Consider the following 25003-nt stretch of genomic DNA (forward strand, 5'->3'; position numbering starts at 1 on the left):
CTCCGGGATCGGATCCCGGAGGCGTCCCCTCCACATAAGCCGCGAACCGCCGCCCGCTTCCTGCCTACTGCTCAGCCGGGGCCGTCTTCTTGGCGGGCGCCTTCTTGGCAGCGGTCTTCTTGGCGGTGGTCGTCTTCGCCGCGGTCTTCTTGGCAGCCGTCTTCTTGGCGGGGGCCTTCTTCGCGGGTGCCTTCTTGGCGGCCTTCTTCGCCGTCTTCTTGGCAGGTCCCTTGGCCCGCTTCTCCGCGAGAAGCTCGTAGCCGCGCTCGGGCGTGATCTCCTCCACGGAGTCCCCGGAGCGCAACGTGGCGTTCGTCTCCCCATCGGTGACGTACGCGCCGAAGCGGCCGTCCTTCACCACGACCGGCTGCCCGCTGACCGGGTCCGCGCCGAGCTCCTTCAACGGCGGCTTGGCGGCCGCGCGCCCGCGCTGCTTGGGCTGGGAGTAGATCTCCAGCGCCTCTTCGAGCGTGATGGTGAAGAGCTGGTCCTCGGTCTGCAGCGAGCGGGAGTCCGTGCCCTTCTTCAGGTACGGCCCGTACCGCCCGTTCTGCGCGGTGATCTCGACGCCCTCGGCGTCGGCGCCCACCACGCGCGGCAGCGACATCAGCTTCAAGGCGTCCTCAAGGGTGACCGTGTCGAGGGTCATGGTCTTGAAGAGCGAGGCGGTACGCGGCTTCACCGCGTTCTTGCCGGTCTTCGGGGTGCCCTCGGGGAGCACCTCGGTGACGTACGGGCCGTAACGCCCGTCCTTGGCGATGATCTGGTGGCCGCTGGCCGGGTCGGTGCCCAGCTCGAAGTCGCCGCTCGGCTTGGCGAGCAGTTCCTCGGCGTACTCCACCGAGAGTTCGTCGGGGGCGAGGTCCTCGGGGACGTCGGCCCGCTGGTGGTTCTCGGAGTCGCGCTCGCCGCGCTCGACGTAGGGGCCGTAGCGCCCGACCCGGAGCACGATGTCGTTGCCGACCGGGAAGGACGAGACCTCGCGGGCGTCGATGGCGCCCAGGTCCGTGACGAGCTCCTTGAGGCCGCCGAGGTGGTCGCCGTCCCCGTTGCCCGCGTCGGCCGCGCTGGGGTCGGCGCTCGCGGCGGCACCGCTGTCGGAGGCCGCGGCACCGAAGTAGAAACGCTTCAGCCACGGCACGGACTGTGCCTCGCCCCGCGCGATGCGGTCGAGGTCGTCCTCCATCTTGGCGGTGAAGTCGTAGTCGACGAGCCGCCCGAAGTGCTTCTCCAGGAGGTTGACGACGGCGAACGACAGGAAGGAGGGGACCAGCGCGGTCCCCTTCTTGAAGACGTAGCCACGGTCGAGGATCGTGCCGATGATCGACGCGTACGTCGACGGGCGGCCGATCTCGCGCTCTTCCAGCTCCTTGACCAGCGAGGCCTCGGTGTACCTGGCCGGCGGCTTGGTCGCGTGGCCGTCCACCGAGAGCTCCTCGGCGGAGAGCGGGTCGCCCTCGGTGACCTGCGGAAGGCGCCGCTCGCGGTCGTCCAGCTCCGCGTTCGGGTCGTCGGCGCCCTCGACGTAGGCCTTGAGGAAGCCGTGGAAGGTGATGGTCTTGCCGGACGCGCTGAACTCGGCGTCACGGCCGTCGCTGGAGCGGCCCGCGATCTTCACGGTGACCGAGTTGCCGACCGCGTCCTTCATCTGGGAGGCGACGGTGCGCTTCCAGATCAGCTCGTAGAGCCGGAACTGGTCGCCGGACAGGCCGGTCTCGGCAGGGGTGCGGAAGCGGTCGCCGGAGGGGCGGATCGCCTCGTGCGCCTCCTGCGCGTTCTTGACCTTGCCGGCGTACGTACGCGGCTTGTCCGGCAGGTAGTCGGCGCCGTACAACTGCGTGACCTGGGCACGGGCGGCCGAGACGGCCGTCTCCGACAGCGTCGTGGAGTCCGTACGCATATAGGTGATGAAGCCGTTCTCGTACAGCTTCTGGGCCACCTGCATGGTCGCCTTCGCACCGAAGCCCAGCTTGCGCGAGGCCTCCTGCTGCATCGTCGTCGTACGGAAGGGGGCGTACGGCGAGCGGCGGTACGGCTTGGACTCGACCGAGCGGACGGCGAACGCCGTGTCCTGGAGGGCGGCGGCGAGCGCTCGCGCGTTCGCCTCGTCCAGGTGCAGGGTGTTCGCCGAGTTCCCGCCCTTGATCTGGCCGAGCGAGTCGAAGTCGCGGCCCTGTGCGACACGCTTGCCGTCGACGGCGCTGAGGCGCGCGACGAGCGACGACGGGTCGGAGGGGTCACCGGCGCGGCCGGTCGCGAACGTGCCGGTCAGATCCCAGTACTCGGCGGACCGGAAGGCGATGCGCTCGCGCTCCCGTTCGACGACGAGCCGGGTGGCCACGGACTGGACGCGGCCCGCCGACAGCTTCGGCATGACCTTCTTCCACAGGACCGGCGAGACCTCGTAGCCGTAGAGGCGGTCGAGGATGCGGCGGGTCTCCTGCGCGTCGACCATCCGCTTGTTGAGCTCGCGCGGGTTGGCGACGGCGCTGCGGATCGCGTCCTTGGTGATCTCGTGGAAGACCATCCGGTGGACGGGGACCTTGGGCTTCAGGACCTCCAGGAGGTGCCACGCGATGGCTTCGCCCTCGCGGTCCTCATCGGTGGCCAGGAAGAGCTCGTCGGAGTCCTTCAACAGCTCCTTGAGCTTCTTGACCTGTGCCTTCTTGTCGGCGTTGACGACGTAGATGGGCTGGAAGTCGTTGTCGACGTCCACGCCGAGGCGGCGCACCTCACCGGTGTACTTCTCGGGGACCTCGGCCGCCCCACTGGGGAGGTCGCGGATGTGCCCGACGCTCGCTTCGACGACGTACCCAGGGCCGAGATAGCCCTTGATCGTCTTCGCCTTGGCGGGCGACTCGACGATGACGAGTCGGCGGCCGCCCTGTGCGGTCTCGCTGGTCGGGGACAACTTCGCTCTTCTCTCCGGTCGGCGGTTGAGGCTGTTTTTTTGACGGTGCTCCGTCGGTGACTACAGCGCTGCTGCGGAGTGTGACGGTACCTCCCGCCGGTGTGTCAAACGGGAAAAGCACGCAGCAGCCACTCGGAACGGTAACCCGACTCCTCGTGATCCTGCCCCCGGACCCGGGAGCGGACCCCTCGCCTCCGGGTAGCCACAAGATCACTGTGTGTGCCGCGGGGGGACACGTTCCTGTCACGAAAGTCCCTGTTGTGCCCCGGTCCCGCTCCCTCCCTCCCTTCCCTTATCTGCTCCTGACAAGATGGCGGCACGGCTGGGGGAGCCCGAGGGAAGCCCCGGCTCGTCCCCACCGGCATCCCGACCCAGGAGCAGCTCCATGTCCGACAGCAACCCCTACGGCCAGCAGCCCCCGCAGGAGCAGCCGGGCGCCAACCCGTACGGCTACCCGCAGCAGGGCGCGCAGCCCGGGTACGGCGCCGCTCCGGGCCAGCCCGGTCAGCCGCCCCAGGGCGGCCAGCCCAACTACGGCTACCCGTACCCCGGCTCCGCGCCGGCCGGTGGCGGCTACCCGCCCCAGCCCGGCATGATGCCCGCCGCCTACGACCCGTCGGCGCCGTACGGCTACGACCCCTACGGCCGCCCGTACTCGGACAAGTCGAAGATGACGGCCGGTCTGCTCAACATCTTCCTGGGCACCTTCGGCGTCGGCCGCTTCTACACCGGCCACACGGGCCTGGCCGTCGGCCAGCTCCTCGTCGGCGTGCTGACCTGCGGGATCGGCGGTCTGTGGGGCTTCATCGACGGCATCGTCATGCTCGCCGGCAGCAACACGACCGACGCGCAGGGCCGCATCCTGCGCTCGTAGTGATGGCCGAGCCGCACACCGTCCCCCGCGCCCCGGCCGCGGCGCCCCTCGCGGTGTTCGCCGCCGGGGCCGCCGGGGCCGTGTACCTCTACGGCACGGACCCGCACGAGCCGGGCCACTGGCTGCCCGGCTGCCCGTTCCGCGCGCTCACCGGGCTGCTCTGCCCCGGCTGCGGCGGCACGCGCATGGCGTACGACGTGCTGCACGGCGAGTTCGTCACGGCCTGGCACGACAACGCCCTGCTGCTGGCCGCGTCCCCGTTCGTCCTCTACGCGCTGGGGCGCTGCCTGTACGAGGGGGCGCGCGGGCGCCGGTGGCGGCCCGCTCCGCGCCCCCGTACGCAGGTCGCCCTGCTGAGTGTCGCCGCCCTCTGGGCCGTGCTGCGCAACGTGATCTGACCCCGGGACGACCGGTCCTGATAGCGCGTCAGCCCGGCTCGCGCAAGGTCACGAACGCGCCACGATCGGCGCCCTGTCTCCTGGCACCCGCCCGTCCCCCCTTACGCTTCGGACTCCCGAGGCCACGCCGTGTCCCCACCGGTGCGTCGCTCTCGGATCTTCCGCTCATTGGCCCGGCATCGCCGCGCCGATTTTTCGTCCCTAGGAGCAGCTCCCATGTCCCAGCCCTTCCCCGGCGCCACGCCCGAGGCCCCGTTCGGTGTCGACCCGCAGGGCCGCCCGTTCTCCGACAAGCAGAAGCTGGTCGCCGGCCTGCTCGGTATCTTCCTCGGCTCGTTCGGCGTCGGGCGCTTCTACGTGGGCGACACCAAGACCGGTGTCTGGCAGCTCGTCGTCTCCGTCCTGACCTGCGGCGCCGGCGGCCTGTGGGGCTTCATCGACGGCATCCTGTTCCTCACCAGCAACGACCGCACGGACGCCCAGGGCCGCCTCCTGCGCTGACGCCCCGCGCGCACGCTCCCGTACGGGGACGCACGTAGCCGTACGTTTCTGCACGCGGACGCGTATAGCTGTGCGTCCCTGAACGCGGATGCACGTGGATGCACGTGGATGCACGTGGATGCGCGTAGATGCACGTAGATGTACGTGCCTGTACGCGTCGATGCCCGCCCCGGACCGCTCCGGAGGCGGGCGTCGCCGTGTACGCCGCAGCCGTCACCCCTGCGAGAGACGCTGTCGGTTCACTCCCTCCGCGCGGCCTGCCCCGCCCCACCTGACCCCGCGTCACACCTGGCCGAAGCACCAGGCGGCGAGCGCCAGGCAGCCCAGGCCGGCCGCTCCGGCGACCACCGCCGACGCCACCGGGCGCGCGCCGTACGCCACCGGCTCGCGGTGCGCCGTACGCGCCCCCGTCCACACCACGAGTCCCGCGCCGAACAACGCGAACACCGTGCCCGCGAAGACCGCAGGTGCACTCTCCATCGCCTTGCCTCCCCGACGTCCGGGCAGCTGCCGCCGCCCAGCCCGTGACGCTGGCACGGGAAGCGGAACCCCGGGTGAACTCCCGGGCAGCACAAGGCGAAGAGGAGCTATCTGGGCTGTTCCGCGCGGCCGGCGGGCCGCAGGAAGCCCTGCTCGACCAGCGTCCGGATCTGACCCGGAGTCCGGTCGCGCAACAACACCTGCTCCTCGCCGACCAGTTGGGCGATGGCGTCCAGGATCCGCCCGGCGCTGAGCGTCCCGTCGCACACGCCCGCGAACCCGGCGCCGACCGTGTCCACCTTCGTCGCCCGGCGCATTCCGCGCCCCTGCCGCAGCACGACGTGCTCGGGGTCCTCGGCGCCCGGCAGCCCGACCTGCTCCTGCACGACCTCGCCGACGAGCAGGAACGAGGACTCCAGCAGCGCCGCGTCGTCGTGCGTGCGCAGCCAGTCGATCCGCTCGAAGTGCGCCCGCACCGTCTCGCCGAGCGGCTGTTCGACCGGGTGCGGCCACTCCTCGACGACGATCGAGGGCTCCTCGGAACCGGTCTTCCTGAGCGTGATCCACCCGAACCCGACCGCGGTCACCTTGCGCGCCTCGAACTCGTCGAGCCACGCGTCGTACCGGGCCGCGTACGCCGCCGGGTCCGCACGGTGGTCGCCCGCGTCGCGCAGCCACAGCTCGGCGTACTGCGTGATGTCCTGCACCTCGCGCTGGACGATCCAGGCGTCACAGCCGCGCGGCACCCACGAGCGCAGCCGCTCGGTCCACTCCTCCCCCTCCACGTGCTGCCAGTTGGCCAGGAACTGCGCGTAACCCCCGTCGTTCAGGTGCTCCCCCGCCTCCTGAACGAGCGAGCGGCACAGATCGTCCCCGCCCATCCCGCCGTCGCGGTAGGTGAGCCGCGCGCCGGGGGAGATGACGAAGGGCGGGTTCGACACGATCAGGTCGTACGTCGCGTCGCCCACGGGCCCGTACAGCGACCCCTCGCGGAGCTCGGCGGCGGGCACACCGGACAGCGCGAGGGTGAGCGCGGTGATGTGCAGGGCACGGGGGTTGAGGTCGGTGGCGGTGACCCTGGTGGCGTGCCGCGCCGCGTGCAGCGCCTGGATCCCGGAGCCGGTGCCGAGGTCGAGGGCCGACGCGACGGGCGTACGGACGGTGATGCCGGCGAGCGTGGTGGACGCCCCGCCGACGCCGAGCACGACGCCTTCCTCGTGGCTGCCGATGCCGGCGGCGCCGCCGACCGCGCAGCCGAGGTCGGAGACGATGAACCAGTCCTCGCCGTCGGGCCCGCCGTACGGGCGTACGTCGACGGTGGCGGCGACGGCGGTGGCCGCCCCGTCACCGCTCTCCCGCAGCCACCCGCTCTCCCGGCAGGCGTCGAGGGGCAGCACCCCGGCGACGCGCTCGCGCGGCACGGGCTGTTGCAGCAGGAAGAGCCGGACGAGCGTCTCCAGGGGCGAGTCCCCCCGGGTGGCGCGGAGCGCGGGCACGGTCTCACTGCGGGCGAGCGCCGCGTAGGCGGGCGCGCCGAGCAGTTCGAGCAGCCCGTCCGCGGTGAATTCGGCGGCGAGCAGGGCGTCGCGCAGAGCGGCGGCGACGTCGTCACGGTCAGCGGCGGGCAGGGCGGGGGCAGCGGTAGAACTCACGCCCCCATTGTGACGGCTCCCCGCTCCGCACAGGCGCTGCGCGCGGCAACGCCCTCGGAGCCGCGCGAAAGAGGCGCGGCACCGAGGGCGCCGGAGAAGGTCGGTGTGCCGGTCGGTACTAGGACCCGGACGGTGTGGCGGACGCGCTCTTGCAGCTCTCCTGCTTGGCCATCGCCTTGCCCACGTCCCCCTCCTCCAGGTTCTTCAGGGCGTCACTGCCGGACTGGCTCAGCTTGTCGAGCTCGCCCGCGATGTCCTTGAGGCCCTCGGCGAACTTCGCCTGGTCGCCGGTGTTCAACTTGTCGACCTGCTTCTTCAGGTCGGCGTACGACGTCGAGATCTTGTCCAGCTCCTTGACGGCGTTCTGCTGCTTGGTCTTGCCGTCGTCGACGTTCGGGGCGCCCGCCTTGTCGACGGCGTCACCGATCGCCTTGTACGCGTCGGACATGTCCTGGAACGCCTGCGAGTCCGTCTTCTGGACGTCGGCCGGGGCGCTGTTGTCCGACGTCTCCTTCTGGATCGCGGCGTTGGCCGACTCGATCTTCTTGGCCTGCGGCTGGACCGCGTCGCAGACCTGCTTGGCCCAGGAGTCCAACTTGTCGTTGCCGTCGTCACCACAGCCCGACAAGGCCAGTACCAGTACCGCACCGCCGGACAGTGCGGCTGCGAGCTTCTTGTTCACCGGATCGGTCCCTTCCATGGCTCTCGGCCCCGGAACTTACACGCCGAGCACACGACAATCGCATCTCAGCCGTCCTATAAGACCGCTTTATTCACCTTTAGCAGCCATTTGCACCAAGGGAGAGAAGGCTCACGGAAGAAATGGGCGGACAGCCCGTCAAGAACGGCTGTCCGCCCACCTGTTGCACGTGCCGCTAGGTATTCGCCAGGAGCGCGGCCATCTCCGGGGCCGCTACGTGCGGGACGGCGCCACCGCCGGGTCCGCCGGCTTCGGCACCTGCCCCGCGCCCTGCCCGCCGTCGCCTTCCTCGTCGTCGCCGACCGTGATGCCACGCCGTTTGGAGACGTACACCGCGCCGATGATGACGCCGAACGACACGACGGCGACCACGACCCGCACCAGCACGCTCGCGTCCTCCCCGTAGCTGAACTTGACGACCGCGGGCGCGATGAGCAGCGCGACGAGGTTCATCACCTTCAGCAGCGGGTTGATCGCGGGGCCCGCCGTGTCCTTGAACGGGTCGCCGATCGTGTCACCGATGACGGTCGCCGCATGGGCCTCGCTGCCCTTGCCGCCGTGATGCCCGTCCTCGACGAGCTTCTTCGCGTTGTCCCACGCGCCGCCGGAGTTGGCGAGGAAGACCGCCATCAGTGTTCCGGTGCCGATGGCGCCCGCGAGGTAGGCACCCAGCGCGCCGACGCCGAGGGTGAAGCCGATCGCGATCGGTGCCAGGACGGCGAGCAGCCCGGGCGTGGCGAGCTCCCTGAGCGCGTCCTTGGTGCAGATGTCGACGACGCGCCCGTACTCCGGTTCCTCGGTGTAGTCCATGATCCCGGGGTGCTCGCGGAACTGCCGGCGCACCTCGTAGACCACGGCGCCCGCGGACCGTGACACCGCGTTGATGGCGAGCCCGGAGAAGAGGAACACCACCGCGGCGCCGGCGATGAGCCCCACCAGGTTGTTGGGCTGTGAGATGTCCATCACCAGGTTCATCGGCCCGCCGTCGCCGACTTTCTCGCCCACGTCCCCCGCCGCGGTGAGAATCGCGTCCCGGTACGAGCCGAACAGCGCCGCGGCCGCGAGGACGGCGGTGGCGATGGCGATGCCCTTGGTGATGGCCTTCGTCGTGTTGCCGACGGCGTCCAGATCGGTGAGGACCTGCGCGCCCGACCCCTTTACGTCGCCGGACATCTCGGCGATGCCCTGCGCGTTGTCGGAGACCGGCCCGAAGGTGTCCATCGCGACGATGACGCCGACGGTGGTGAGCAGTCCGGTGCCGGCCAGCGCGACCGCGAACAGCGCCAGCATGATCGACGTGCCGCCGAGCAGGAACGCCCCGTACACGCCGAGCCCGATCAGCACCGCGGTGTAGACCGCCGATTCGAGGCCGAGGGAGATCCCCGCGAGCACGACGGTCGCGGGCCCGGTCAGCGATGTCTTGCCGATGTCCCTGACCGGGCGCCGGGTCGTCTCGGTGAAGTAGCCGGTCAGCTGCTGGATCAGGGCGGCCAGCACGATGCCGATCGCCACGGCGACGACCGCGAGGATCCGCGGATCGCCGTCCTTGGCCTGGATGACCTTGTCGGTGACGCCGTCCAGATCGCCGTACGAGGACGGCAGGTACACGTAGACGGCCACCGCCACCAGGGCGAGCGAGGTCAGCGCGGAGATGAAGAAGCCGCGGTTGATGGCGCTCATCCCGCTGCGGTCGGAGCGCCGGGGTGCGACGGCGAAGATGCCGATCATCGCCGTGACGACCCCGATGGCGGGCACGATCAGGGGGAAGGCGAGCCCGGCGTCGCCGAACGCCGCCTTGCCGAGGATCAACGCGGCGACCAGCGTGACCGCGTAGGACTCGAAGAGGTCGGCGGCCATCCCGGCGCAGTCCCCGACGTTGTCGCCCACGTTGTCGGCGATGGTCGCGGCGTTGCGCGGGTCGTCCTCCGGGATGCCCTTCTCGACCTTTCCGACCAGGTCGGCGCCGACGTCGGCGGCCTTGGTGAAGATGCCGCCGCCGACCCTCATGAACATCGCGATCAGCGCGGCGCCGAGACCGAATCCCTCCAGGACCTTGGGCGCGTCGGCCGCGTAGACGAGCACGACACAGGAGGCGCCGAGCAGACCGAGCCCCACCGTGAACATGCCGACGACGCCGCCCGTGCGGAAAGCGATCTTCATGGCTTTGTGCGAGACGGCGGTGAGATCCTTTTCCGGCTCGCCTTCCGCCGGCGTTGCTTCCCGGGCCGCGGCCGCGACGCGCACATTGCTGCGCACTGCGAGCCACATTCCGATATAGCCGGTGATCGCCGAGAAACCGGCGCCGATCAGGAAGAAGATCGAACGTCCGGCGCGCTGATTCCAGTCGTCGGCGGGAAGCAGCATGAGCAGGAAGAACACCACGACGGCGAATACGCCGAGGGTGCGCAACTGTCGGCCCAGATAGGCTTTCGCGCCTTCCTGGACCGCGGCCGCGATCTTCTTCATGGATTCCGTTCCCTCACCGGCCGCGAGCACCTGGCGCACCAGGACCCCGGCGACGGCGAGCGCCGCGAGCGCGACGACGGCGATGACGATCACGATCAGACGGTTGTCGTCCGTCAGGACTGCGGCTGCGAAGGTAGAGCGCTCCGCCATTCGTCCTCCTTGACGCTTGGGCTGAGCTCAAGATGTGGACGGATTGTAGGTAGCGGAACCTGATCAAAACAGTGCGCGGCAAACGTTGATGTTCTTTCTTCCGCGACGTGGCCAATAAATTCGCTAACACCCACGAGCCATTACCGAAGATCAGCGATCTAGGAATTGAAGATCGCCGGTCCGGGAAATTCGCGTATCGCCGCGTTCTCACACGCATCAGGAAACACAGAAGAGGCCCTGTTCACCACGGGGGCGAACAGGGCCTCGTCAAAGATCAGCACGGGAGCCGGGAGAACGGCTCCGGGGGCTTAAGGAAGCGTCAACGGCACGATCGGCCATGTCATCCGAAGGAGACCGCCGGACTCGTCGGCGGTGACCTCCACATCGTCCACGAGGCCACTGATGACGGCGAGACCCATCTCGTCCTCGCCCTCCGCCTCGAGCTCTTCGCCACCGTGTGCGCCGGGCGTGTCGGGGTCGACGACCGTGCGGGGCGCCTCGTCACCAACCTCGATGGAGAACTGCTTCTCCTCCTCGATCAGCGCGACCCGCACCGGCGCCGAGATGTCGCTGCTCTGGTGCAGCCCCACGGCACGGGTGCACGCCTCACCGACGGCGAGCCTGACCTCGTCGAGGACCGCCTCGTCCACACCCGCCCTGCGCGCCACGGCGGCCGCCACGAGACGGGCCGTCCTGACGTGCTCGGGCAGAGGGCTGAAGCGGAGTTCGACGGTGGCCATGCATCCCCCTCGGACGTACAGGCGTGCTCTCGGGGGACGGACCGGCCAAGGCCCGGCCCCCAACCAAAAACCGGATCAACCGGATCATGGCCGGCCAACCCGGTCCACCGGACCGGGCTGACCAACCTGATCAGCCGGTTCACCCCGCTCAGTCGGACAGACCTGCTCAGGTCTGACCCGATCAGGCGACCAGACCTGCTCAGTCGGTCGCCGCGACGGCTTCCTCGACCGAGGTGTGGATGGGAAACACCTTGGTCAGACCCGTAATCCTGAAGATCTTGAGAATGCGCTCCTGGTTGCAGACCAGGCGCAACGAGCCCTCATGGGCCCGCACACGCTTGAGACCGCCGACCAGCACGCCGAGCCCGGTGGAGTCGAGGAAATCCACGCCCTCCATGTCGACGACAAGGTGGAAACTGCCGTCGTTCACCAGCTCGACCAGCTGTTCGCGCAGCTTGGGCGCGGTATATACATCGATTTCGCCACCGACCTCGACGACCGTACGATCGCCGACGGTACGGGTCGACAGGGACAGGTCCACGGATCCTCCAGCACCTTGCTATCGAGCGGTCGCCCCGCAGGGATACCTCGGCTTGATCCCCGGGACGGTTCGCCAGCCGCGATGGCATTCAATCACTTACCGGCAGGCGTGCACGACGCCTTGGGAGCATTGTCCGTCACGCCAGTGACACACTCGGTGCCGATGGCCAAGAATCACCGACCCGATCGACCCCTGCCGTCCGCTGCCTCCCGCCCCACTCCCAGGGCGGTTCTGGAGCGGCTCGCCTCGGGTCCGAACAGGGCTGCGCGCATCACTCATACGGAGCACTTGCCCCCTCGCCCGGGCCGTCATGCAGTCTGGCCGGATCGGATCCGATCCGAGGTCATCGCGGCGGTGCAGGAAGCGGGCATCGAACACCCCTGGGCCCACCAGGCACGCGCGGCGGAGCACGCCCTGGACGGCGAATCAGTGATCGTCGCCACCGGCACGGCCTCCGGAAAGTCCCTCGCCTACCTGGTCCCGGTCCTGTCGAAACTGCTCGAGGGCTCCGAGGCACCCAACGGGCGCGGCGCGACCGCCCTGTACCTCGCCCCCACGAAGGCCCTGGCCGCGGACCAGTGCCGATCGGTGAAGGAACTTTCACAACCTCTGGGCACGTCGATCCGCCCCGCGGTCTACGACGGGGACACCCCGTTCGAGGAACGCGAGTGGGTACGCCAGTACGGGAACTACGTCCTGACCAACCCCGACATGCTGCACCGCGGGATATTGCCCTCCCACCCGCGCTGGTCCTCCTTCCTGAAAGCCCTCAAGTACGTCGTCATCGACGAGTGCCACACCTACCGCGGCGTCTTCGGCTCGCACGTCGCCCAGGTGCTGCGCCGCCTGCGCCGTCTCTGCGCCCGTTACGGCTCCTCCCCCGTCTTCCTCCTCGCCTCGGCCACAGCGGCCGAACCCGCCGTCGCCGCCGGCCGTCTGACCGGTCTGCCGGTCGTCGAGGTCGCCGACGACGCCTCGCCCCGCGGCGAACTCGTCTTCGCCCTCTGGGAGCCCCCTCTCACCGAGATGCGGGGCGAGAAGGGCGCCCCCGTCCGCCGCACCGCCACCGCCGAGACCGCGGACCTGCTCACCGACCTGACCGTGCAGGGCGTCCGCTCGGTCGCCTTCGTACGCTCCCGCCGGGGCGCCGAGCTGATCTCGGTCATCGCCCAGGAACGCCTCGCCGAGATCGACCGCTCCCTGGTCCGCCGCGTCGCCGCCTACCGCGGTGGCTACCTCTCGGAGGAGCGCCGCGCCCTCGAAGCCGCCCTGCACTCCGGCGAACTCCTCGGTCTCGCCGCCACCACCGCCCTCGAACTCGGCATCGACGTATCAGGACTCGACGCCGTCGTCATCGCCGGCTACCCGGGCACGCGGGCCTCCCTGTGGCAGCAGGCGGGCCGCGCGGGCCGCTCCGGGCAGGGCGCCCTCGCCGTCCTCGTCGCCCGTGACGACCCGCTGGACACCTACCTGGTGCACCACCCCGAAGCCCTCTTCGACCAGCCGGTCGAGTCGACGGTCCTGGACCCCGACAACCCGTACGTACTCGCCCCCCACCTGTGCGCCGCCGCCGCCGAACTACCGCTCACCGACGCCGACCTGGACCTGTTCGGCCCCGCCACGACGGACCTCCTCCCGCAGCTGGAGGCGGCGAGACTGCTGCGCCGCCGGGTGAAGGCCTGGCACTGGACGCGCCGCGAGTCCGCCGCCGACCTCGCCGACATCCGCGGCGAAGGCGGCAACCCCGTCCAGATCGTCGAAGCCGCCACCGGCCGACTCCTCGGCACCGTCGACGCCGGCTCCGCGCACACCACCGTCCACGACGGAGCCGTCCACCTCCACCAGGGCCGCACGTACGTGGTGAAACACCTCGACCTCGACGACGACGTCGCCCTCGTCGAACCCGGAAACCCCACGTACTCCACCACTGCCCGCGACACCACGGCCATCTCCATCCTGGAGACGGACGTCGAAGTCCCCTGGGGCGAAGGCCGGTTGTGCTACGGCTCTGTCGAAGTCACCAACCAGGTCGTCGGCTACCTCCGCCGCCGCCTCATCACCGGCGAAGTCCTGGGCGAGACCAAACTCGACCTCCCCCCTCGCACCCTGCGCACCCGCGCCGTGTGGTGGACGGTCACCGAGGACCAGCTCGACGCCGCCCGCATCAACCCCGAGATCCTCGGCGGCGCCCTGCACGCCGCCGAACACGCCTCCATCGGCATGCTCCCCCTCTTCGCCACGTGCGACCGCTGGGACATCGGCGGCGTCTCGATCCCCCTCCACCCGGACACGCTGCTCCCCACCGTCTTCGTCTACGACGGTCACCCCGGCGGCGCGGGCTTCGCCGAGCGCGCCTTCCACACCGCCAAGGAATGGCTGACCGCCACCCGCGCGGCCATCGCCTCCTGCGAATGCGAGGCCGGCTGCCCCTCCTGCATCCAGTCCCCCAAGTGCGGCAACGGCAACGACCCGTTGCACAAGCGGGGTGCGGTACGGCTCCTTTCGATATTGCTGAAGGGGGCGGAGGCGGACGCGGGGGCCGGGCAGGGCGGGGGGCCGAGCGAGGCACCCGGGGCGGGCCCGAAGCAGGCCGGGGCGCCCGGCAGGGTCTGAGACCGGCGCAGGCGTCCGGGGTGGGTCTGAAGCCACCCGAGGCGCCTCGGGTGGCCTGAGGTCGTCCGAGGCGCCCCAGGGCGGTCTGAGGTCGTCCGAGGCGCCCGGCGGGGTTCTGGGGTCGCCGTAGGGGCCAGGCGAGGACTGAGGCCGCCCCAAGGGCCCGGCGGGGTCTCGGGGTCGGCGCAGGAGCCCGGCGGGGTCGGGGCCGGCGCAGGAGCCCGGCGAGGACTGAGGCCGCCCCAGGAGCCCGGCAGGGTCGGGGCCGGCGCATGGGCCAGGCGAGAGCTGAGGCCGCCCCAGGAGCCCGGCGGGGTCGGGGCCAGCGCAGGAGCCCGGCAGGGTCGGGGCCGGTCATGACGGGGCCCGTGCCCTCGGCGCCGCTTGAGGGTCCCAGGGCCCGGCGGGTTCGCCGGAGCCGGCACGACCGCCGGGCAGAACCGAACCACCGGCCCCTATCGACCCCGCAGGCCCCGCAGCTTCTGCAGGCCCCGCTCGGGCCCTGACCTGTGCCGTGAACGCCCAGGTGCCCGCCGACGCGGTGACGTCGGACACCTCCCCGAACACCGCGCACCGCACGATCGTCGCCCCCTGGGCCCGTGCCACTCGCCCGGCGAGGGCGCACGCGTCCGCTGTTCCCTCCATCCAGTGATCGGCCGCCGCGAGCGCCGCCAGATCGGCGGCGCCGCCCGCGCTGTGCCGTGCCTCGACCGCTCGCCCCAGGGCCAGCACGCCACCGAAGAGCGACCCGATCGCGGCCAGCGCCACCGCCACCCACACCGTCGCGGATCCCCGGTCCGAACCCGCCCGGCCGGGCCACCACCTCCGCCTGCCCCGCCTTTCGCTCAACTTCATGCCTCCCCCACCGTCTCCTCCGCGGCCGCCACGGCTTGCGCGCCGAGTTCGACGCCCAGCGGGCCCGGGCCGGTCGAGCGTGCCCGTACCGTCACCCGCACCAGGTCGCCCTCCCGCCCCACCTCGATCCGCGCGCCCGACGGAGCCGCCTCGCGCGCGGCGATGATCGCGGCCTCCCTCGGCTCCTGCCGGGCCACCGCTCTGGCCCCGGCCCGCGCCGCGTCCACGCATCGGATCTGCGCCGACGCCGCAAGGAGCGTCCAGAGCAGCGCCATCGTGAACGCCACCAGCACCGGCAGCACCACAGCCGCCTCGGCCGTCACCATGCCCCGGTCACGCCGTCGCCCGAGCACCGCCTCAGAACGACCCATGGAGCGCCTTCGCCACCAGGGACTGCAACGCCGACTGCACGACATCGCTCGTCACCACCTGGTAGAGCAGCCCGGCGAAGCCCACCGCCGCGATCAGCCCCACGGCGTACTCGGCGCTGACCATGCCCGCATCCCGGCGTGCCGTCCGCACTGTCCGCACCCAGCGCGCCACTCCTGTGCGCAGCCGCCCGTACGTCCGTTCCCTACGCGTTCCTGACGTCCCCATCACAACCCCTCGATCCCTTTGCCGCACAACGTTGTTCACCCCTCGCCCGTACGGTCGGGCCACACCTCCGGGCGTCGGCTCAACGCCCGCCCAGCACCCCGTCCGCCAGGCCGATCACCACCGGCAGCACACCGATCACGAGGAACGCGGGCAGGAAACACAGCCCCACCGGCGCCGTGATGACCACCGCGGCCCGGCGCGCCACGGCCGTCGCCCGACGCCCGCGCTCGGCTCTGCACTCCGCGGCGAACCGCGCCACGGGGACCGCCGCCGGCGCCCCGGACTCACGCGCCCGCTCCAGCAGCCGGACCAGCGCACCCGCTCCCTGTATCGCGGCCAACTCCCGCCACGCCACCGCCGGTTCACCGCCGAGCCGCACCTGCGCGGCGCCCCGCGCCATGGCCCGACCCACCGGTCCGCCCACCGATTCCCCGACGGCATGCGCGGCTCCCACCGGTTCCGCGCTGGCTGCGACGCATGCCGCCAACAAGTCGGCCAACAGGGGGAGTTGTCGGGCCGCCTCGGCACGCTCGGCAGCGCTCACCGTCGTGGCTGCTCCCGCCCGCGTCTCTCTGCCGTGCCACCAGCGCCACACGACGCCACCGGCGATCGCCCCGACCACCAGCCCGGCGGCGCCGCCGACGAACACGTACCCGGTGCTCACCGCCCCGGCCACCGGAGCCCAACGCCGGACCACCCCGGGCAGTCGCCATGTGCGCGGCCCGGGCCGACCGGGCCGCTCGGCGACCGCCGCCAGTACGAGCCGGACCCGGCGCCGCACTGCCCGCTCCCGCCGGCGCGCTCCGACCTCCCCCACCAACCAGGCCACCAACGCGGCGACACACAGCACTACCCCCAGCCTGTGGAAAACCTCCATCGCCCCTCACTCCCTCGATCCACACATCGCCGCCCTCACGCCTCCGCCCCCCGCACGATCCGCACCGCCCACCACATCCCCGCCGCCTCCAACGCCCCGCCCACCACCAGGCACCCCGCCCCGGCCCCTGTGTGCAGGAGCACCCGCAGCGGATGGGCTCCCAGCGCCGAGCCGAGGAGCAGCCCGAGCGCCGGCAGGCCCGCGAGCATCACCGCGGTCGACCAAGGGCCGGCCAGCTGGGCTCGCAGATCGGCCCGCTGGTCCCGCTCCGCCCGCAACGCCGCCGCCAACCGCTCCAGCCCGGCCGCGAGCCCGGCGCCCCGGTCCACGGCCACCCGCCAACACGCCGCGAGTCCGTGCAGCCCCTCCGCCCCGGGCTGTCCCGCCGCCTCCCGCAGGGCGCCGGACACATCCCCGCCGAACCGGGCCGCCGCCACCACGGCCGCGCTCCCCGCGCCGGGCAACGCGGCCGACTCCCGCACCGCGACGACCAGCGCCTCTCCCGGCTGCCGCCCCGCCCGCACCTCGCCCGCCATCAGCCCGCACAACCGGATCACCGCGTCCCCGCGCCGCTCCCGTTCCCGTCGCGCGTCCCGGGCCCGCCGCACCCGCGCCGCACCCGGCACAGCGCAGACCCCCATCGCGAGCGGCACCAACGAGGCGCCGACGAGCCCGATCACCAGCCCGGCGACCGCACACCCCCATTCGGGCCGCGCCCGGCCCCGCCTCCACCACCGCTCGACCACACACCGCCACCCCGACGCCCTCTCACCCGGCACGACGCCCATCACCGCCCGGGCCCGCCGCACCTCGGCGTCCCGACGCCCGGCGGCCCACAGCACAGCCACCACTCCCAGCACCCCCACGGCCGCTCCCGCCACCACCCCGCTCCTCACGGCGACCGCACCCCCAGCAGCTCCCCGAGCCGCGGCCACCCGTCCCCCGGCACGAACCCCCGTTCGCCCCACTCCAACGCCGGCACCGTCCGCACCCACCCCGCCGCGTCCCGCTCCAGCACATGGACCTGCGCGATCCGACGCCGCCCTGCCCGGTCCCGTACGAGGTGCAGCACCACCGACACCGCGGCCGCCAGCTGGCTGTGCAGCGCCGCGCGGTCGAGCCCCGCCGCCGTCCCCAGCGCCTCCAAGCGGACCGGGACATCGCTCGCCGCATTGGCATGCACGGTCCCGCAACCCCCTTCGTGCCCGGTGTTGAGCGCGGCGAGCAGCGAGACGACCTCGGCTCCGCGCACCTCTCCGACCACGAGCCGGTCGGGGCGCATCCGCAGCGCCTGACGGACCAGGTCCGCCAGCTCGACGGCCCCGGCGCCCTCCTGATTGGCGGGCCGTGCCTCCAGCCGCACCACGTGCGGATGATCCGGCCGCAGCTCGGCGGAGTCCTCGGTCAGCACGATCCGCTCCTGCGGCCCGACCAGGCCGAGCAGCGCGCTCAGCAGCGTCGTCTTCCCGCTGCCCGTACCGCCACTGATCAGGTACGACAGCCGCGCGTCGAGCAGAGCCCGCAGTACCCGGTCGCCGCCCGGCGGCACGGTCCCCGCCGCCATCAGTTCCTCCAGGGTGAAGGCCCGTGGCCGTACGACCCGCAGCGACAGACAGGTGCAGCCCCCCGCGATCGGCGGCAGCACCGCATGGAGCCGGGTCCCGTCGGGCAGCCTCGCGTCCACCCAGGGGCGTGCGTCGTCGAGGCGTCGCCCCACCACGGCCGCGAGCCGCTGTGCCAGCCTCCTCACGGATGCCGCGTTCTCGAAACGCACCCCTGTCAGCTCCAGGGCACCGCCTCGGTCGACCCACACCTGATCCGGCGCCGACACCAGGACGTCCGTCACCGACGCGTCGGCGAGCAGCGGCTCCAGCGGCCCCGCTCCCACCAGTTCGGACCGCAACTGCCCTGCAGCACCCAGCACTTCGGCGTCGCCCAGGATCCGCCCCTGCGCCCGTAGCGCCTCGGCCACCCGGGCGGGCGTCGCCTCCGCCCCGTTCTCCGCGAGCCACTGACGTACCCCGTCCAGCATCCGCGCCCCGACCACGCCGCTCACCCCGCTCACCCCGACCACTCCACACACCCCGCTCACCCCGCTCACCAGCCATCCCCCGCACTCATCTCGAACACCACCCGCATCACAACCACCCCATCCACCTCGGCCACCACCCAGCCACGACTCCGACTCCGACTCCGGTCACTTCGACCACCACCCAGCCACCACTCCGGTCACTTCCACCCCGGCTACCACCCCCGGCCGCACGCTCCATCACCCCGCCACCACTCCGGTCACCCCCCTCATGGCCCCCCGCCCTCCTCCGACCCCGACCCCGACCCCGACCCCGCCGGCAGCCGCCCCCAGAACTCCGCGCAGAACCGCCCCAGCGGCCCCCCTGAGCCGAGCCCCGGCCCCGCGCCCGCCCCTCTGTCCATGGGCAGTTCACCGGCGAGCGGCAGTCCGAGCAGCCGTGCCACCTCGTCCCCGTCGAGCACCCCGGGCCCCGCACCCGGACCCATGCCGGGCACCGGCGCCGTCACCACGCGAAGATCCCGCAGCACCATCCCCACCGCCCCGGCCACCCGCCGGGCAGCCGCGACGGCCCGTAGCTCCGGTGGCACCACGAGCAGGCCCAGGTCGAGCTGGGCCAGCGCCTCGACCGATCCGGCGTCGACCCGGCGCGGGAGGTCCACCACGACGACGCCGCCCCTGCGCCGACCGGCCGCGAGCACCGCCCGTACCGCCTCGGGGGGTACTGCCGCCAGCTCGCCGCGGTCCCAGCTGAGCAACCGCAGATCGTGCAGCCGGGGCAACGACTCCTCCAGCGCGGTGCTGCCGACGCGCCCCCGTGACTGGGCGAACGCCGGCCAGCGCAGGCCGTCCACCGCCTCCCCGCCGAGCAGTACGTCGAGCCCGCCGCCGAGCGGATCCGCGTCGACCAGGAGCGTGCGCCGACCGGCCCGCGCGGCGGTCACCGCCAGCGCGCAGGCCAGGGTCGAGGCTCCGGCGCCGCCTCGGCCGCCGATCACCCCGACGGTCAGCGCGGGTCGTCCCACGCCTTCGGCCACATCCGCGATCCGGTCCATCAGCCACTGCTCGCCGTCGGGCAGCATCAGCACGTGGTCGGCGCCGATCTCCACCGCCCGCTGCCACACCCCGGAATCGTCCTGATCGCGCCCGACGAGGACGACGCCCCGCCGTCGGGCCGCCCCGCGCAGTCGTCCCGCGGCGTCGTCCCCGACCAGCACCAGGGGCGCCGCCTCCCAGCTGCCTCTGTCCGCGGGCGCCCCGTGCCCGACCTCGGGCCGCACACCTGCCGCGGCGCACAGCCGCAACAGGTCGTCGAGCAGCTCCACGTCCTCGGTCACGATCAACGGTGCGCGCCGCACGGCCCGCGCCTCACACGCCACGGCTTCCGCCATGATCCGGCCCCCTTCTCTCCACACAGGCCCGCACCCGCGGGCCGTCCGATCCGTCGCGAAGCCCGGGCACCGAGGCGCCGAATACCAGCCGCCCCGGCACGGCTCGGCCATAACGAACCGGCCATGAACACCGATCCGGACTTCGCGTGTGGAATCACCGTGCAGCGATCCCGTAAATCGTGTGGATCTTGGTCAATAACTGTGGACGCGAGAAGGCTTGTGAATATCCCCATCACTCATACCGGTGACACAGTGAAGTCGGGGCGGAACTGAAGTGGAACCTCCGCAGAGCACCCTCTCGGTCACACAGCGTGACGATCTCGGTGCGCGCCGACTCCCGGCCCGCAGAGCTGGAACCAGCCGGGATCATGGCGAGAAGGCAAGAAAAAAGGACCCGAAAACGGGTCCGGACATGCGACGACCCCCGCCGGGGGGGAGAGCGGGGGTCGTCCCCTCGGTCTGACTCGGGGGGGGAGGAGCCAGACCGGGGTTAGCACGGTCGCGAACGATCCGTGACTTCCATGGTGTACCCGAGAGGCTTCTCAAGCAAACCCACGCGCCACAGCTTACGCCGAATGGTGGGCGCCTATGCTCAAACTCGTGGAAATCCAGTCCTTGAACCACTCCATGCCGCGCACAGCGGCCTTCTTTGACCTGGACAAGACGGTCATCGCTAAGTCGAGCACGCTCACCTTCAGCAAGTCGTTCTACCAAGGCGGGCTGATCAACCGCAGGGCCGTGCTGCGTACCGCGTACGCGCAGTTCGTCTTTCTCGCCGGCGGCGCCGATCACGACCAGATGGAGCGGATGCGCGCGTACCTCTCGGCCCTGTGCCGCGGCTGGAACGTGGAGCAGGTGAAGGAGATCGTCGCCGAGACGCTGCACGATCTGATCGACCCGATCATCTACGACGAGGCGGCGTCCCTCATCGAGGAGCACCACACCGCCGGGCGCGACGTCGTCATCGTCTCGACCTCGGGCGCCGAGGTGGTCGAGCCGATCGGCGGGCTGCTCGGCGCGGACCGGGTGGTGGCCACGCGGATGGTCGTCGGCGCCGACGGCTGCTTCACGGGCGAGGTGGAGTACTACGCGTACGGGCCGACGAAGGCCGAAGCGATCAAGGACCTGGCCCGCACCGAGGGGTACGACCTCGCGCGGTGCTACGCGTACAGCGACTCAGCGACGGACGTGCCGATGCTGAGCGCCGTGGGGCACCCGCACGCGGTCAACCCGGATCGGGCGCTGCGGCGCGAGGCGCTCGCGCGCGAGTGGCCGATTCTCGATTTCCACAAGCCTGTGCGGCTCAAGCAGCGGCTGCCGAACCTCTCCGCCCCGTCGCGTCCGGCCCTGGTCGCCGCGGCCGCCGTGGGTGCCGCGGCGGCCACCGCCGGCTTCGTCTGGTACGCCAGTCGGCGCCGGACGCCGACCGCTTCCCGGTAGGGCCATGGAGCGGTCCAGTGGGGGCCGCCCGTTTTACGACTGTTTGATCGTAAAAGTAAAAAAGCGCATCCAGGGCTTCCGCTTCCCCGAGGGGCGGAGTACAAAGGAGTCAACGGCCCGCGAGACCAAGGACATCCGAGAGGATCACCTTCAACCGCAGTAAGGCCCCACGGACCGAAGCATGAACGCCGGGCACCCACGCGACGTCGACCCGTCGATTACGGGCCAGCCGCACCAGGCCACGGGCAACGTCCCGACCTGATGGGCATATATCGAGGACGCTTGGTAACCCGGCGCGTCATGTTGGCGGCGGTACGAGGACTCGTACCGCCGCACTCTTGTCTCAGAGACTTCCCGGACGTCTCAGGCGGCGCCGCGCTGGAGTGCCTCGCACACCGCGGTCGACTCCCTGACGCCGAACACGACCGCCTTGCCGCAGTGGGCGATCCAGGCCGCCATCCCCTCCGGCGTGCTGGACACATAGCCTTCGAGCGCGGCGGCGTACGCCGCACGCCCCAGCTCCGCGTGGCCCACCTCGGCGGGGCAGATCGACTTCGGGTCGAGACCGCTGCCCACCAGGACGACGCGTTCGGCAGCGCGCGCGACCAAGCCGTTGTGCGAACCGAAGGGGCGCAGTGCCAGCAGTTCGCCGTGGACCACGGCCGCGCTCACCAGGGCCGGCGCCGCGCTCCCCCCGATGATCAGCTGCGAGAGTCCTTCGAGCCGGCCCGCCACCTCGTCCGCGTCCGGCAGCGGAAGCTCGATGAGCGGCTCGTCGACCTGCTCGCCCCGCGTACGCGGGCGCCCGACGGCATCGCCGCGGTCGGCCGCCGCGACCAGGTGCAGCCGCGCGAGCACCCGGAGCGGCGACTGCCGCCAGATGGACAGGAGCTGCCCCGCCTCGGCGGTCAGCCGCAGCGCCGCGCCGACCGTGGGAGCCTCGGCGTCGCCGTCGCCGCCGCTGAAGTCGGTGCGCCTGCGCACCTCTTCGAGCGCCCAGTCGGCGCCGGACAGGGCCGCGCTGCCCCGCGCGCCGCGCAGTGCGGCCTCGGAGGTGACCTCGTTGCTGCGGCGCCGCATGACCCGGTGCCCGTAGACCCGGTCCACGGCCTTGCGCACGGAGTCCACGGAGTCGCTCACGCCGGGCAGCGTGCCGAGCGTGGCAAGGGGATCGGCTGTCGTACTCATGAGTACGACCCTACGGGCCGGGGGCCTCCGCCCCACGAAGGAGTGGTCTTCTTCACGCGCGTGAAGCACGTGACGCGATCACCCCACTACGCTAGGTGAACATGAAGATCGCTTTCGTGGGGAAGGGCGGCAGCGGCAAGACCACGCTGTCCTCGCTCTTCGTCCGTCACCTCGCCACCACCGGATCCCCGGTCATCGCCGTCGACGCCGACATCAACCAGCACCTCGGAGCCGCGCTCGGGCTCGACGAGGACGTCGCCGCCGAACTGCCCGCCATGGGCGCGCGGCTGCCGCTCATCAAGGACTACTTGCGCGGCTCGAACCCGCGGATCGCCTCGGCCGACACGATGATCAAGACGACGCCGCCCGGGGAGGGCTCACGGCTGTTGCGCGTGGGCGAGAACAACCCGGTGTACGACGCCTGTGCGCGGCCCGTGGAACTCGACGGTGGCGCCGTACGTCTGATGGTCACCGGCCCCTTCACCGAGGCCGACCTCGGTGTCGCCTGCTACCACTCCAAGACCGGAGCGGTGGAGCTCTGCCTGAACCACCTGGTCGACGGCAGAGGCGAGTACGTGGTGGTCGACATGACCGCGGGCTCCGACTCCTTCGCCTCGGGCATGTTCACCCGCTTCGACATGACGTTCCTCGTCGCCGAGCCGACCCGCAAGGGGATCTCCGTCTACCGCCAGTACAAGGAGTACGCCCAGGACTTCGGCATCGCCCTGAAGGTCGTGGGCAACAAGGTGCGGGGCGAGGACGACGCCGACCTCGACTTCCTGCGCGCCGAGGTGGGTGACGACCTGCTCGTCACCGTCGGCCAGTCGGACTGGGTGCGCGCCATGGAGAAGGGGAGCCCGCCCCCCTTCGAGCTCCTGGAGGAGGCCGACAGGGACGCTCTGCGGACCCTTCAGGCCGCGGCCGACGCGACGTACGAGGCCCGCGACTGGGAGCGGTACACGCGCCAGATGGTGCACTTCCACCAGAAGAACGCGCAGAGCTGGGGCAACGAGCGGACCGGGGCCGACCTGGTGGCGCAGATCGACCCCGGTTACGTGCTTCAGGAGAGCGTCACGGCGCCCGCCTGACCCCGGATCACGGTTTGGCGGCCCGCGTGCCCGGCGCCCCCTTGGGTGCCGGGGCCGGCTTGTCGTCGAGGAAGGCCGCCCAGCCGTGTTCGGGTGCCTTGCCCACCTCCAGGCCGGTGAGCTTCTCCAGGACCTTCGGGTCCTGCGCGTCGAGCCAGTCGGCGAGCTGCCGGAAGGAGACGCACCGGACCTCGGGCTTGTTGCAGACCGTCTGGACCGTCTGCTCGACGGCGCGCATGTAGACGCCGCCGTTCCAGGACTCGAAGTGGTTCCCGATGATCAGGGGCGCGCGATTGCCGTCGTAGGCGCGCTTGAAGCCCGCGACCAGGCTGTCACGCATCTGGTCGCCCCAGAACTGGCGCTTGCCGGGGTCGCCCTGCGTGGCGCCGCCCGACTGGTTGACCATGAAGTTGTAGTCCATGGTGAGCTGCTCGTAGGAGTGCCCGCGGAAGGGGACGAGCTGCATGGACAGGTCCCACAGGCCGTGCTTCTTCTTGGGCCACAACTGGGTGTTGACGCCGCTGGTGTCGTAGCGGAACCCCATGTCGTGCGCGGCGCGCATGAAGTTCTCCTGGCCTTCGAGGCAGGGAGTGCGGGCGCCGACGAGCTCCTTGTCGTAGTCGAAGGGCAGCGGGTCGGCCTTCTTCAGGCCCGTGTTGGTCTTCCACGCCTTCACGAAGGACTTGGCCTGCTGGATCTCGCTCTTCCACTCGCCCACCGACCACTGGCCGACGCCCCCGTCGCTGCCGCAGAAGTGGCCGTTGAAGTGGGTGCCGATCTCGTTGCCCTCGAGCCAGGCGCCGCGCAGTTGCCGGGCGGTGTCGCGGATTCCCTCGGCGTCGTTGAAGCCGATGTCCGAGCGGCCGGGCGAGTGCTGCGGCGGGTGGTACAGGTCCTTCTTGGCCCCGGGCAGCATGTAGACGCCGCTGAGGAAGTACGTCATGGTCGCGTTGTTCTTCTTGGCGACCTTGCGGAAGTACGAGAACAGCCGCTGGCCGTCCTCGCCCGCGCCGTCCCAGGAGAAGACGACGAACTGCGGCGGTTTCTGGCCGGGTCTGAGCCTTTCGGCTCTCGGCAGATGCGGCTGCTGACCGGTGTACGCGGTCGAGCCGTCCCCGATCAGCCGGACCGCCTTGTGCGGGGCGGCGGGGACGGCTTTTCTCGGGCCGGGGGCGCCGGGGTCGCGTTCGGCGCCCGTGTGACTGTTCGCGCATCCGGCGAGGATCGTGGCGCATGTCGCGGCGGCGCCGATGGCCGCGGTGATCCTCAGGGTGGCGATCCTCTGGGTGGCGGCCATCTTCCGCCCACCTACTTCCTTGGAGTCGGCCTGCAAGACGGTGAATGCCAGAAATGCCCGCTATGCGCGGGTGGCACCGTCAACATCGCACGAGATCTCCGCACGATTTGTACGACAAGCCGACCAATATTCTTATTCACTCCTCGGAGTGAATTCTTACCCCATTTGCCTGATTAATCCCTCCACAACCTTTACTCTGCATTACGATCCATTTA

General features: G+C 71.2%; 22 protein-coding genes. 6 read left to right on the plus strand and 16 right to left on the minus strand.

Translation table 11 applies throughout. From position 1 onward, the window contains the following. Positions 1 to 64 precede the first annotated feature (64 nt). Positions 65 to 2911, minus strand: coding sequence for a type I DNA topoisomerase (topA, locus tag ACZ45E_RS08805; RefSeq protein ID WP_468218313.1), 2847 nt, complete (start codon positions 2909 to 2911; stop codon positions 65 to 67). A 385-nt stretch (positions 2912 to 3296) separates the two neighbouring features. Between topA and ACZ45E_RS08810 the strand changes: the two genes are divergently transcribed. From ACZ45E_RS08810 to ACZ45E_RS08820, 3 genes are all read left to right on the plus strand, one after another. Then, positions 3297 to 3785: a TM2 domain-containing protein gene (locus ACZ45E_RS08810; RefSeq protein WP_468218316.1), complete on the plus strand. Its 489-nt coding sequence runs from the start codon at positions 3297 to 3299 to the stop codon at positions 3783 to 3785. Positions 3786 to 3787: 2 nt separating this feature from the next. Beyond that, positions 3788 to 4183, plus strand: a complete 396-nt coding sequence (locus ACZ45E_RS08815) for a DUF2752 domain-containing protein (protein ID WP_468218317.1) — start codon at positions 3788 to 3790, stop codon at positions 4181 to 4183. A gap of 216 nt (positions 4184 to 4399) precedes the next feature. Next, a complete protein-coding gene (locus ACZ45E_RS08820; protein WP_468218318.1) occupies positions 4400 to 4684 on the plus strand; it encodes a TM2 domain-containing protein in 285 nt (94 codons plus the stop codon). Between the two features lie 282 nt (positions 4685 to 4966). Here the strand turns inward: ACZ45E_RS08820 and ACZ45E_RS08825 are convergent, their stop codons facing one another. From ACZ45E_RS08825 to bldG, 6 genes are all read right to left on the minus strand, one after another. Further along, complete coding sequence (locus ACZ45E_RS08825; protein ID WP_468218320.1) at positions 4967 to 5164, minus strand: hypothetical protein; 198 nt, start codon at positions 5162 to 5164, stop codon at positions 4967 to 4969. A gap of 107 nt (positions 5165 to 5271) precedes the next feature. Beyond that, positions 5272 to 6816 carry a DUF7059 domain-containing protein gene (locus ACZ45E_RS08830; protein ID WP_468218322.1) on the minus strand — a complete coding sequence of 515 codons (1545 nt, stop codon included), beginning with the start codon at positions 6814 to 6816 and terminating at the stop codon, positions 5272 to 5274. Positions 6817 to 6934: 118 nt separating this feature from the next. Beyond that, positions 6935 to 7516, minus strand: coding sequence for a small secreted protein (locus ACZ45E_RS08835; protein ID WP_468218324.1), 582 nt, complete (start codon positions 7514 to 7516; stop codon positions 6935 to 6937). Between the two features lie 213 nt (positions 7517 to 7729). Beyond that, positions 7730 to 10132, minus strand: coding sequence for a sodium-translocating pyrophosphatase (locus ACZ45E_RS08840; RefSeq protein ID WP_468218325.1), 2403 nt, complete (start codon positions 10130 to 10132; stop codon positions 7730 to 7732). A gap of 308 nt (positions 10133 to 10440) precedes the next feature. Continuing rightward, positions 10441 to 10872, minus strand: a complete 432-nt coding sequence (locus ACZ45E_RS08845; protein WP_468218327.1) for an ATP-binding protein — start codon at positions 10870 to 10872, stop codon at positions 10441 to 10443. 199 nt (positions 10873 to 11071) lie between these two features. Further along, positions 11072 to 11413, minus strand: a complete 342-nt coding sequence (gene bldG, locus ACZ45E_RS08850; protein WP_003975386.1) for an anti-sigma factor antagonist BldG — start codon at positions 11411 to 11413, stop codon at positions 11072 to 11074. A gap of 81 nt (positions 11414 to 11494) precedes the next feature. Here bldG and ACZ45E_RS08855 point away from each other — a divergent pair, with 81 nt between their 5' ends. Further along, positions 11495 to 14026, plus strand: coding sequence for a DEAD/DEAH box helicase (locus ACZ45E_RS08855; protein WP_468218329.1), 2532 nt, complete (start codon positions 11495 to 11497; stop codon positions 14024 to 14026). Positions 14027 to 14380: 354 nt separating this feature from the next. Here the strand turns inward: ACZ45E_RS08855 and ACZ45E_RS08860 are convergent, their stop codons facing one another. The 7 genes from ACZ45E_RS08860 to ssd all read right to left on the minus strand — a co-directional run bounded on the left by ACZ45E_RS08860 (position 14381) and on the right by ssd (position 19775). Further along, positions 14381 to 14881 (minus strand): Rv3654c family TadE-like protein, encoded by a 501-nt coding sequence (locus ACZ45E_RS08860; protein ID WP_468218330.1) that lies wholly within the window; start codon positions 14879 to 14881, stop codon positions 14381 to 14383. Then, on the minus strand, positions 14878 to 15252 hold the full coding sequence (locus tag ACZ45E_RS08865) for a TadE family type IV pilus minor pilin (protein WP_468218333.1): 375 nt from the start codon (positions 15250 to 15252) through the stop codon (positions 14878 to 14880). The genes ACZ45E_RS08860 and ACZ45E_RS08865 overlap by 4 nt, the downstream gene beginning before the upstream one ends. Beyond that, positions 15239 to 15376 (minus strand): DUF4244 domain-containing protein, encoded by a 138-nt coding sequence (locus ACZ45E_RS08870; protein ID WP_404159480.1) that lies wholly within the window; start codon positions 15374 to 15376, stop codon positions 15239 to 15241. Before ACZ45E_RS08870 ends, ACZ45E_RS08865 begins: the two co-directional genes overlap by 14 nt. A gap of 181 nt (positions 15377 to 15557) precedes the next feature. Beyond that, the gene (locus tag ACZ45E_RS08875; RefSeq protein WP_468218335.1) at positions 15558 to 16355 is read right to left on the minus strand and encodes a type II secretion system F family protein; all 798 of its coding nucleotides are present in this window, start codon (positions 16353 to 16355) and stop codon (positions 15558 to 15560) included. A 35-nt stretch (positions 16356 to 16390) separates the two neighbouring features. Then, entirely contained in the window at positions 16391 to 17236 is an 846-nt protein-coding gene (locus ACZ45E_RS08880) for a type II secretion system F family protein (RefSeq protein ID WP_468218336.1), read from the minus strand. Between the two features lie 11 nt (positions 17237 to 17247). Beyond that, positions 17248 to 18411, minus strand: a complete 1164-nt coding sequence (locus ACZ45E_RS08885) for a TadA family conjugal transfer-associated ATPase (protein ID WP_468219183.1) — start codon at positions 18409 to 18411, stop codon at positions 17248 to 17250. A 242-nt stretch (positions 18412 to 18653) separates the two neighbouring features. Beyond that, complete coding sequence (gene ssd / locus ACZ45E_RS08890; protein ID WP_468218339.1) at positions 18654 to 19775, minus strand: septum site-determining protein Ssd; 1122 nt, start codon at positions 19773 to 19775, stop codon at positions 18654 to 18656. A 588-nt stretch (positions 19776 to 20363) separates the two neighbouring features. On the opposite strand from ssd, the gene ACZ45E_RS08895 reads away from it, so the two are divergent. Then, entirely contained in the window at positions 20364 to 21215 is an 852-nt protein-coding gene (locus ACZ45E_RS08895; RefSeq protein WP_468218341.1) for an HAD family hydrolase, read from the plus strand. A gap of 363 nt (positions 21216 to 21578) precedes the next feature. Here the strand turns inward: ACZ45E_RS08895 and ACZ45E_RS08900 are convergent, their stop codons facing one another. Next, on the minus strand, positions 21579 to 22403 hold the full coding sequence (locus ACZ45E_RS08900) for a Fic family protein (RefSeq protein ID WP_468218343.1): 825 nt from the start codon (positions 22401 to 22403) through the stop codon (positions 21579 to 21581). 101 nt (positions 22404 to 22504) lie between these two features. Here ACZ45E_RS08900 and ACZ45E_RS08905 point away from each other — a divergent pair, with 101 nt between their 5' ends. Continuing rightward, complete coding sequence (locus ACZ45E_RS08905) at positions 22505 to 23491, plus strand: ATP-binding protein (RefSeq protein ID WP_468218345.1); 987 nt, start codon at positions 22505 to 22507, stop codon at positions 23489 to 23491. 7 nt (positions 23492 to 23498) lie between these two features. Here the strand turns inward: ACZ45E_RS08905 and ACZ45E_RS08910 are convergent, their stop codons facing one another. After that, positions 23499 to 24788 carry a polysaccharide deacetylase family protein gene (locus tag ACZ45E_RS08910; protein ID WP_468218347.1) on the minus strand — a complete coding sequence of 430 codons (1290 nt, stop codon included), beginning with the start codon at positions 24786 to 24788 and terminating at the stop codon, positions 23499 to 23501. Positions 24789 to 25003 lie beyond the last annotated feature (215 nt).

It is taken from the genome of Streptomyces sp. NPDC030991 (assembly GCF_055571235.1).